Below are 10412 nucleotides of genomic sequence, written 5' to 3' on the forward strand. Positions count from 1 at the left end.
TCTGGCAGGGGGAGAATGCTAGGATCTCGGCCATAAATTCTGCATATTTGCCTGAACTTTGAGCGGATCCTAGATGAGCAAAACAAACCCCCTGAAATACGCCGCCGTGGCGGACCTGATGGCACAGCACGACCTCATGGCGACGGCCGTCGAGGCCCATGGCGTGATCTGCGGCCTGGTGTGCGGTGGCGTGGCCCTGGACGACAAAAGCTGGCAGCCCCATTTCAATGATCTGATCAACGACGGTTTCGGTCTGCCGGCACCGGTGCGCCAGGTGATGACCGACCTCTATCACGAGGTGATCGAGAGCCTGATGGCACAAAAGGGCGTCGAGCTGCTGCTGCCAAGCGACGAGGCGCCGCTCGATGAGCGCATCGACTCGCTGGTGGACTGGTCCCAGGCCTTCCTGGCCGGCTTTGGCGTGGTCCAACAGGAGCTCTCCAAGGCATCCGAAGAGCTGCAGGAGGTGATTCAGGACATCGCCAGCATCACCCAGGTCTCTGCCGAGTTCGATCAGGAAGATGAAGAGAACGAAGCCTCCTTCCTGGTGCTCTACGAACACGTGCGCCTCGGAGTCATGATGGCGTTCGAGGAGTTTGGCAAGCGCCCTGCCGCGCCGAGCACGCCGCCGACCCTGCACTGATCTGCCCGCCCAGCGGGTCAATGAAAGAGCGCATCACGGCGCTCTTTCTGTTTTACAAGGGGCGAGAGCAGGGGAGGTACTCTGCTAACCCATGGTGCCAAAGCGGTTTTTTGCCCGTGGCTTCGCATCCCGTCCGCCACCTTTGTGGTAGGATTGGCCCACGTTTTTTCGCCTATGCCCTCTTCTCATGTCTCAATCTGATCTGGTTCACGTCGACGTGGCTATCGTCGGCGGTGGTATGAGCGGTGCCGTGCTGGCCCTCTCCCTTGCCGCCCTGAAAGGACAGGATGGCGCCCCCCTGCAGATCCTGCTGCTGGAGGCGAGTGCGCCCGAGCTCAATGCTCATCCCGGTTTCGATGCCCGTGCAATCGCGCTTTCCGCCGGTACCTGCGAGGCGCTGGCCCGTCACGGCCTCTGGCCGCACCTGGCGCCCCACTGCTCCCCCATCACCCATATCCATGTGTCGGATCGGGGCCACTGCGGCCAGACCCGGCTGTCGGCGGCGGAGTATGGCCTGCCCGCCCTCGGTCAGGTGATCGAGCTGTCGGCGGCGGGCATCGTGCTGCAAGAGGCGATCGCCGCCTGCCCGCAGATCCGTATGTTGTGCCCGGCCAGGCTTGAGGCCATCGACCCCGACGAGGGGGGAGTGACGCTCGCCCTGGAGGGGGGCGCGCGCTACCGCACCCGGCTGCTGGTGGCGGCCGACGGGGGCCACTCCTTCGTGCGCCAGCATTTCAAGATGCCGGTCAGTCGCCACGATTATGGTCAGAGCGCCATCATCGCCACCGTCAAGACCGCCGAGGATCCCGCCGGACGGGCCTTCGAGCGCTTTACCGACGGAGGGCCGCTGGCCCTGCTGCCCATGCAGGACGGCCTCTCTTCCCTGGTGTGGAGCGTCCCGCGGGACGAGGCACAGGTGCTGCTTGCACTGGATGACGCCGCCTTTCTCGCCCGTCTGCAGCAGGCCTTTGGCTGGCGCCTCGGGCGCATCGAGCGTACCGGCGTGCGCCACCTCTATCCGCTGGTGCTGACGGTGGCCGACTATCCCCTGGCCCAGCGTACCGTGCTGGTGGGCAACGCCGCCCACCTGCTGCACCCCATCGCCGGTCAGGGGTTCAACCTCGGCATGCGGGATCTGGATGTGCTGACCCGGACCCTGGCCCGTGCGCTCGCGGCGGGGGAAGACATCGGCGGCTTTGAGGTGCTAAGCGGCTACTGGCAGCAGCGGCGGGACGATCAGGCCCAGACCGTCTGGCTCACGTCCTCCCTGGCCCAGCTCTTCTCAAACCATCACGCTCCCCTGGTGGTGGGTCGCAATCTGGCGCTCTCCCTGATGGGCAGAGTGCCCTGGCTCAAGGCACCGCTCGCCTCCCGCACCCTGGGATTCGTGGGCGAGGTGTGCGGCCAATAAGCGCTGTCGCCCTGGGCGGCAAAGACGATTTCGAGCAAGAGGCACGCCTGTGGGCGTCGCCTCGCAGATCCTGGCGACCCGCCCGGAAAGGACACAAGAGAATGCAGATGCAAGATGTGGATGTGGTGATCGTGGGGGGGGGCATGGTGGGCCTGGGGCTCGCTGCCGCCCTCAAGAACCGGGCGATCAAGGTGGCCATCGTGGAAGGCCGGCTGCCCGATGCAACGCTCGGTGAGACGCCGGACAACAGGGTCAGTGCCCTGAGCCTCGCGAGTCAGCACATCCTGCAAGGGGTCGGCGCCTGGGACGGCATAGTGGCGCGCCGCCTGCAGCCCTACGAGAAGATGCAGGTGTGGGAGCAGGACAGTTTCGGCCACATCGATTTCGATGCTGCCAGCCTGCGTCAGGGGGCCCTTGGCCACATCGTCGAGAACCGGGTGATCCAGCTTGCGCTGCTGGACGCCATCGCGGGGGCCAGCAATATCCAGATGCTGACCCCGGCCCGGGCCACCAGCCTGCAGTGCGGGCCAGCGGGCGCCCTGCTGCTGCTGGAAGATGGCCAGGCCCTCTCGGCCAAGCTGGTGGTGGCCGCCGACGGCGCCCACTCCTGGGTGCGCCGTCAGGCAGACATTCCCCTCACCAGCTGGGATTACGGTCATCACGCCCTGGTGGCGACGGTGCGTTGTGCCGAGCCCCATGAGGCGGTGGCGCGCCAGATCTTCACCCCCCAGGGGCCCCTCGCCTTCCTGCCCTTGTGGCAGCCCGACCTCTGCTCCATCGTGTGGTCTGTGCCCGCGGCCCGCGCCGAGGCGCTCTGCGCCCTGGATGACGACGGCTTCAACCGCCAGCTCACCGCCGCCTTTGATGGGCGCCTCGGGCTGTGCAAGGTGGAGGGGGCTCGCAGCGCCATTCCGCTGACCGCCCGCTACGCCCGCGACTTTGCCCGCGAGCGCCTGGTGCTGGTGGGGGATGCGGCCCACACCATCCACCCGCTGGCGGGGCAGGGGGTGAATCTGGGCTTGCTGGATGCCGCCGCCCTGGCGGAGCAGATCCTCATTCATCACGGCAAGGGCGCGGACATCGGCCTGCTCGCCAACCTGCGGGGCTATGAGCGCTGGCGCAAGAGCGAGGCGGCGCGCATGCTGGCGGCCATGGAGGGGCTCAAGCGACTGTTTGCGGGCAGCAACCCCCTCAAGAAGCTGGTGCGCGGGGTGGGGCTTCGCGCCGTCGACGGTCTTGGTCCCCTCAAGCAGGGCATGATCCGGGCCGCCATGGGGCTGGATGGGGAGCTGCCCACCCTGGCCAAAGGTGAAAAAATCTAATATTACCCCGGGGTTTTAACAAAAAAAACTAATCTGACAGGGCGAGATGCCCCTTCGGGGTGTCAGCCTTTAATGTTGGCGAGAAGCGAAACGTTTTTCTGTAAATTGTGACGGGACGGTAAAAATCAACATTAAATCCCGCAGTGGCGCGGTTTTGGCTGTTTTTATCACTGTTTTTGCCTTAGTGTCTGGTGTCAGTGAGTTGGGTGAGGATTAGTTTTTTTTGAGCGGTGCCCCGGCACGCTTGTCATATAATCCGCTCCGTTCAAGGAATCACTCCTGCCCGCCCGGGCGGGAACGAGCACAGAGCTTGTGGTCCGTAGTTCCCGACGAGCCGGGGCGGATTGCGAGTGTTGTCGCGAACGCTTAAGGAAACACAGCGATGATCCAGACTACTGTATTGCATCCGAAACACCTGGAAGCGGGTGCCAAGATGGTGGACTTCCACGGTTGGGAGATGCCCATCAACTACGGTTCCCAGTTGGAAGAGCACCATGTGGTGCGCACCGATGCAGGCATGTTCGATGTCTCCCACATGACCATCGTCGATTTGACCGGCGAGCGGGTCAAAGCCTTCCTGCAACACCTGCTGGCCAACGACGTGGCCAAACTTACCGTCCCCGGCAAGGCCCTCTACAGTGGCATGCTCAATCCGGAAGGCGGCGTCATCGATGACCTCATCACCTATTTCCTGACCGATACCTTCTACCGCCTGGTGGTGAACTCCGCCACCCGCGAGAAGGATCTGGCCTGGATCCGCCATCACGCCATCGACTTTGCCGTGAGCGTGACCGAGCGCCCCGAGCTTGCCATGATCGCGGTGCAGGGCCCCCACGCCAAGGCCAAGGCGGCCAAGGTGTTCACCCCCGAGCAGAATGGGGCGGTCGAAGGCATGAAGCCCTTCTTCGGTGTGCAGGCCGGGGATCTCTTCATCGCCACCACCGGCTACACCGGCGAAGATGGCTACGAGATCGTGGTCCCCCAAGAGAAGGCGTGCGATCTGTGGCAGGCCCTGCTGGACAACGGCGTGGCCCCTTGTGGCCTGGGAGCCCGTGATACCCTGCGCCTGGAAGCGGGCATGAACCTCTACGGTCAGGACATGGACGAGACAATCTCTCCGCTCGCCGCCAACATGGCCTGGACCCTGGCCTGGGAGCCTGCCTCCCGCCAATTCATCGGCCGCGCCGCCCTGGAAGCCCAGAAGGCCGCCGGCAACCAGCCCAAGCTGGTGGGTCTGGTGATGGAAGAAAAGGGCGTGCTGCGTGCCGGCATGCCGGTCACCTTCACCAGCGAGAGCGGCGAGACACGGGAAGGGGTGATCACCTCCGGCTCCTTCTCGCCCACCCTGGGTTACAGCATTGCCCTGGCGCGGGTGCCCCGTGATATCGGCGAACAGGCCCAGGTGGAGATCCGCAAGAAGCAGGTCACCGTGAAAGTCACCAAGCCGGCCTTCGTGCGCAACGGCCAGCCGTTGGTGTAATCATTGATGGCGGCGAGGGTTGACCTTCGCCGCCCCATTTTTGTTGAAGCGATCCAAGAGCATAAAGGAAGCACAAATGAGCCATATCCCGAGCGAACTGAAATATGCCACCTCCCACGAGTGGGTCCGTGTTGAAGCCAACGGCGAAGCCGTGGTCGGCATCACCGAGCACGCCCAGGATCTGCTGGGGGACATGGTGTTCGTCGATCTGCCGGAAGTGGGCAAGCAGGTGAGCGCCGGTGAAGATTGCGCCGTGGCGGAGTCCGTCAAGGCCGCCTCCGACATCTACAGCCCGGTGAGCGGCGAGATCCTGGCCGTCAACGAAGAGCTGGAAGGCAGCCCCGAGCTGGTCAACTCCGACCCCTACGGCGCCGGCTGGCTGTTCCGCATCAAGCTGGACGACGCGGGCGAGCTCGCCAACCTGCTGGATGCCGAAGGCTACCAGAACGTGGTGGACGAAGAGTAATGCCCCCGGGCCCTGCCAACACAGCAGGGCCCTCTTGTATGACTGCCATCCTGCGGCCATGGCGGTTGCAGGATGGGCGCAGCCTTTGCGCCTTCGGGATGCCCTTGCCGCATTCCCCGTCTGCCCGCGGCGGACACAGAACATGAGTGGAGCCGGTATCGACCGGCTACAGGAACATCAGGTCTTGGTTATCAGGATGTCATGCCAGGACCTATTACCAGGAAATAGGGAAATGACCCAGTCACTGTTTGAACTCGAGCAAAAAACCGATTTCATCCGCCGTCATATCGGCCCGGGTGAGGAAGAACTGCGGGCCCTGCTCGCCACCGTGGGTGCCGAGAGCCTGGACGCTCTGATTGAGCAGACGGTCCCCGCCGCCATCCGTCGTCCGGGGCCGCTTGGTATCGGCGCCCCCATGACCGAAGTGGAGGCCCTGGCCAAGCTCAAGGGCTATGCGGCCAAGAACCAGATCGCCAAGAGCTACATCGGCATGGGCTACCACGACACCCACGTGCCCCACGTCATCCTGCGCAACGTGCTGGAAAACCCGGGCTGGTACACCGCCTACACCCCCTATCAGCCCGAGCTGGCCCAGGGCCGTCTCGAAGCCCTGCTCAACTTCCAGCAGCTCACCCTGGACTTGACCGGCATGGATCTGGCGAGCGCCTCCCTGCTCGATGAAGCCACCGCCGCCGCCGAAGCCATGGCGCTGGCCAAGCGCATGGCCAAATCCAAATCCAACCTCTTCTTCGTGGCCGACGACGTTCACCCCCAGGTGATCGACGTGGTCAAGGAGCGCGCGGTCCACTTCGGTTTCGATGTGGTGGTCGGCCCTGCGAGCGAGGCCGTGAGCGAAGAGGTGTTCGGTGCCATGTTCCAGTACCCGGGCACCACCGGCAATGTGACCGATCTGCGTTCCCTCATTGCCGCCGTCCAGGCCCAGAAGGGGCTGGCCTGCGTCGGGACCGACATGCTCTCCCTGCTGCTGCTCAAATCCCCGGGTGAACTGGGTGCCGACGTGGTGTTCGGCAGTGCCCAGCGCTTCGGTGTGCCCATGGGTTACGGTGGCCCCCACGCCGCCTTCTTCGCCACCCGCGATGCCTACAAGCGCTCCATGCCGGGTCGCATCATCGGCGTTTCCAAGGATGCCCGTGGCAAGAGCGCCCTGCGCATGGCCATGCAGACCCGCGAGCAGCACATCCGCCGCGAGAAGGCCAACTCCAACATCTGTACCGCCCAGGTGCTGCTGGCCAACATGGCGAGCTTCTACGCCGTCTACCACGGGCCGGTGGGGCTGAAAACCATCGCCTCCCGCGTGCACCGTCTGACCACCATCCTGGCGCTCGGCCTTACCGCCAAGGGCGTGGCCCTCAAGCACGGAAGCTGGTTCGATACCCTCACAGTACTGACGTCGGACAAAGCTGCACTCATTGCCAAGGCCGAAGGGCTCGGCATCAACCTGCGCGCGGATCTGGACGGTGCGGTCGGTGTGTCCCTCTCTGAAACCACCACCCGAGGCGATGTAGCCGAGCTGTTCGACCTGTTCCTTGGGGCGGGTCACGGCCTCGATGTGGAGGCCCTCGACCAGGCCGCCCAGACTCATCACGCCATTCCGCAGGATCTGCTGCGCACCGACGCCGTGCTGACCCACGAGGTATTCAACAAGTACCACTCCGAGACCGAGATGCTGCGCTACATCCACCGTCTCGAAGCGAAAGATCTGGCCCTGAACTACGCCATGATTTCCCTGGGCTCCTGCACCATGAAGCTCAACGCCACCGCCGAGATGATCCCGGTGACCTGGCCTGAATTCGGCAAGCTGCACCCCTTCGCGCCGCTCAAGCAGACCCAGGGCTACCAGCTGCTGCTGGCAGATCTGGAAGACTGGCTGGTGAAGGTGACCGGCTACGATGCGGTCTGCATGCAGCCCAACTCCGGCGCGCAGGGCGAATACGCGGGCCTCTTGGCCATCAAGAAGTACCACGAGTCTCGCGGCGAGGGGCATCGCGATGTCTGCCTCATCCCGGCCTCTGCCCACGGCACCAACCCGGCCTCCGCCCAGATGGCGGGCCTCAAGGTCATCGTCACCGCCTGTGACAAGGCCGGCAACGTGGATCTGGACGACCTGCGGGCCAAGGCCGCCGAGGTCGGAGACCAGCTCTCCTGCCTGATGGTGACCTACCCCTCCACCCACGGGGTGTACGAGGAGACCATCAAGGAGGTGTGCGACATCGTTCACCAGTATGGTGGTCAGGTGTACCTCGACGGCGCCAACATGAACGCGCAGGTCGGGCTGACGGCACCAGGCTTTATCGGCGCGGACGTCTCTCACCTCAACCTGCACAAGACCTTCGCCATTCCTCATGGCGGTGGCGGTCCGGGCATGGGCCCCATCGGCGTGAAGAAACACCTGGCACCGTTTGTGGCCGGTCACGCCGTGGTCAAGACCGACAAGGAGAGCCGTGACAACGGCGCCGTGTCTGCCGCCCCGTTCGGCTCGGCCAGCATCCTGCCCATTAGCTGGATGTACATCGCCATGCTGGGGGACGAGGGGCTCAAGAAATCCACCCAGGTCGCCATCCTCAACGCCAACTACCTGGCCAAGAAGCTCGGCGAGTCCTTCCCCGTGCTCTATACAGGTCGCAACGGCCGGGTGGCCCACGAGTGCATCCTGGACATCCGCCCGCTCAAAGAAGCCAGTGGCATCAGCGAGATGGACGTGGCCAAGCGCCTGATGGACTACGGCTTCCACGCGCCGACCATGAGCTTCCCGGTAGCGGGTACCCTGATGGTCGAGCCGACCGAATCCGAATCCAAGCGCGAGCTGGATCGCTTCGTGGAAGCCATGACCGCCATCCGTGCCGAGATTGCTAAGGTGCAGGACGGTCACTGGAGCCTTGCCGACAACCCCCTGGTCCATGCGCCCCACACTCAGGACGACGTGATGGATGCAGAGTGGAACCGTGGCTACAGCCGCGCCGAGGCGGTCTTCCCGTCCGACGCGGTGCGCGCCAGCAAGCTGTGGCCGTCGGTCAACCGCATCGACGACGTCTATGGCGATCGCAACCTGTTCTGCTCCTGCGTGCCCACCGAGGATTACGCCAAGTAATCGCGGCGCCGTGAAGGGCTGACAGCCAATATGCACAAGGCCACCCCCAGGGGTGGCCTTGTTGTGTGTGGCGCCCGTGCGAACGGGCTACTCGCCCCGGCGCGCCGCCTCGATGGTGGCAATGTCAATCTTGTCCATCTGCATCATGGCCTCGAAGGCGCGCCTCGCAGCCTCGGGGTCGGGATCGCTTATCGCCTCGATGAGGACCTGAGGAGTGATCTGCCAGGAGATGCCCCACTTGTCCTGGCACCAGCCGCACTCGCTCGCCTGACCGCCGTTGTCGATGATGGCGTGCCAGTAGCGATCCGTCTCGGCCTGGTCCTGGGTAGCCACCTGAAACGAGAAGGCCCAGTTGTGGCTGACCCCGGGCCCGCCGTTGAGGCCGAGGCAGGGGATCCCCATCACCCTGAACTCGACCGTCAGCACGTCCCCTTTCTTGCCAGCGGGATAGTCGGCCGGGGCCCGGTGTACGGCACCGACGGCGGAGTCGGGGAAGAGGCTGGCGTAAAACCGTGCCGCCTCCTCGGCATCCCCGTCATACCAGAGGCAAATCCTGTTCTTGACTGGTCTCATTGTGTCGCAGCTCCATCCTGGTGTTTGTCCTTCGACGCCCGTGAGCGGGCGCCCAGATGGGTATCCTGCCGCCCGCAGCGCCTGCTGTTTTGCTGGGTGGCAAGCCAGCCTGTACACCGTTTGCCACCCGCTTGGGGCTTGCATGATGGGGTCAAGTGTAGTGGCATGGGGATCCTGGTCACCAGGCCGGGAGCCGGCATGAAGGCCGCAGCAAGAGAGGAGTCTGCCATGGACAGTACCCAGCGATTCTCGACCCGGGTCGAGGCCTATGTGAAATATCGACCCGGTTATCCCGCCGCCATGCTGGATTTTCTGGCAAGGGAGCTGGCCATGGGGCCAGAGGCCCAGGTGGCGGACATCGGCGCGGGCACCGGCATCCTGACCGCCCTGCTGGCCCCCCGGGTCGCGCGGGTCTGGGCGGTGGAGCCCAACGACGATATGCGGGCAGCCGCCAAACGGCTGCTCGCCCAGGTGGGGAACATCGGCTGGCTGCACGGCAGTGCGGAAGCCACGGGCCTGCCCACGGGGGCGATGGATCTGGTGACGGTCGCCCAGGCGTTTCACTGGTTCGATCGCGCGGCTTTTCGGCAGGAGTGCCAGCGGCTGCTCAAGCCCGGTGGCCAGGTCGCTCTCATCTGGAATGACAGGCTGACGAACACCCCGTTTCTCAAGGCCTATGAAGAGGGGCTGCACGCCTACTCGGGGGATTACGAGGAGGTCAATCATCGCAACCTCGGCGAGGCGGATTTTCGCGCCTTCTTCACCGGGGAGTACCGGCTCGATCGCTTCGAGAACAGCCAGCTATTCGATCTTGACGGGGTGCTTGGACGGCTCAACTCCTCCTCCTATGCGCCTGTGGCGGGCACGCCGGCCCACGATCAGATGACGGCGCTCGTTCGCCGCGAGTTTGCTCGCCATGCCGTTGACGGCAAGATAGCCTTCAACTATTGCACCCTGGTCTACAGTGGCCGGGTGTAGCCCCGTTCAGGGCTGACATCCGCAGTGAAAAGGCCCCCGCCAGTGATGGCGAGGGCCTTGTTGCATTTTGGCGGTCTGTATCCGGGCGATGCGAAAGAGACCGTCGCGCGGCGAAGGGGCGGTATCAGCCCTGATCGATGCCGAGAATGGCCATGGCCTTGGCCAGGGTATCGACCGATTCCTGATGCTTGCCCGCGTTGTGCAGGGTCTCTCCGTCCGCCCTCAACTGCTTCACCTCGGCCAGTTGCTCGGCACTGAGGGCGGGGCCTGCGGCCAGGGCGTCGTCTATCTTCTTCATGTCCATGGGGCAGTGGAAGGCGAGGGCGCCGCCGCAAAAGAGCAGGGCGGACAACAACAGCATGAGTCTCATCTTTCGGATCTCCATGTGGGGTTCCCGTCAAGCATAGCCCGCAGGGGGAGGGCATTCGGG

At 64.3% G+C, this 10412-nt stretch carries 9 protein-coding genes; 7 read left to right on the plus strand and 2 right to left on the minus strand.

Annotated elements, in window-relative coordinates; genetic code table 11:
• Nucleotides 1–73 precede the first annotated feature (73 nt).
• From BN1120_RS16410 to gcvP, 6 genes are all read left to right on the plus strand, one after another.
• Nucleotides 74–643: a UPF0149 family protein gene (locus tag BN1120_RS16410; RefSeq protein WP_042017023.1), complete on the plus strand. Its 570-nt coding sequence runs from the start codon at nucleotides 74–76 to the stop codon at nucleotides 641–643.
• Nucleotides 644–830: 187 nt separating this feature from the next.
• Nucleotides 831–2054: a 2-octaprenyl-6-methoxyphenyl hydroxylase gene (gene ubiH / locus BN1120_RS16415; RefSeq protein ID WP_042017025.1), complete on the plus strand. Its 1224-nt coding sequence runs from the start codon at nucleotides 831–833 to the stop codon at nucleotides 2052–2054.
• A gap of 101 nt (nucleotides 2055–2155) precedes the next feature.
• Nucleotides 2156–3376 carry an FAD-dependent 2-octaprenylphenol hydroxylase gene (locus BN1120_RS16420; RefSeq protein ID WP_010675083.1) on the plus strand — a complete coding sequence of 407 codons (1221 nt, stop codon included), beginning with the start codon at nucleotides 2156–2158 and terminating at the stop codon, nucleotides 3374–3376.
• Nucleotides 3377–3758: 382 nt separating this feature from the next.
• Nucleotides 3759–4856: a glycine cleavage system aminomethyltransferase GcvT gene (gene gcvT / locus BN1120_RS16425; RefSeq protein ID WP_042017028.1), complete on the plus strand. Its 1098-nt coding sequence runs from the start codon at nucleotides 3759–3761 to the stop codon at nucleotides 4854–4856.
• A 76-nt stretch (nucleotides 4857–4932) separates the two neighbouring features.
• Entirely contained in the window at nucleotides 4933–5322 is a 390-nt protein-coding gene (gene gcvH / locus BN1120_RS16430; protein WP_010675081.1) for a glycine cleavage system protein GcvH, read from the plus strand.
• Nucleotides 5323–5554: 232 nt separating this feature from the next.
• A complete protein-coding gene (gene gcvP, locus BN1120_RS16435; RefSeq protein WP_042017030.1) occupies nucleotides 5555–8431 on the plus strand; it encodes an aminomethyl-transferring glycine dehydrogenase in 2877 nt (958 codons plus the stop codon).
• Between the two features lie 87 nt (nucleotides 8432–8518).
• Here gcvP and BN1120_RS16440 read toward each other — a convergent pair whose 3' ends face one another.
• Nucleotides 8519–9004 (minus strand): VOC family protein, encoded by a 486-nt coding sequence (locus BN1120_RS16440; protein ID WP_042017031.1) that lies wholly within the window; start codon nucleotides 9002–9004, stop codon nucleotides 8519–8521.
• 228 nt (nucleotides 9005–9232) lie between these two features.
• Here BN1120_RS16440 and BN1120_RS16445 point away from each other — a divergent pair, with 228 nt between their 5' ends.
• On the plus strand, nucleotides 9233–9982 hold the full coding sequence (locus BN1120_RS16445; RefSeq protein ID WP_010675078.1) for a class I SAM-dependent methyltransferase: 750 nt from the start codon (nucleotides 9233–9235) through the stop codon (nucleotides 9980–9982).
• Between the two features lie 124 nt (nucleotides 9983–10106).
• On the opposite strand, the gene BN1120_RS16450 is transcribed toward BN1120_RS16445, so the two are convergent.
• Nucleotides 10107–10352 carry a helix-turn-helix domain-containing protein gene (locus tag BN1120_RS16450; RefSeq protein ID WP_041213386.1) on the minus strand — a complete coding sequence of 82 codons (246 nt, stop codon included), beginning with the start codon at nucleotides 10350–10352 and terminating at the stop codon, nucleotides 10107–10109.
• Between the last annotated feature and the right edge of the window lie 60 nt (nucleotides 10353–10412).

The sequence above is a fragment of the Aeromonas caviae genome (assembly GCF_000819785.1).
Classification (GTDB): domain Bacteria; phylum Pseudomonadota; class Gammaproteobacteria; order Enterobacterales; family Aeromonadaceae; genus Aeromonas; species Aeromonas caviae.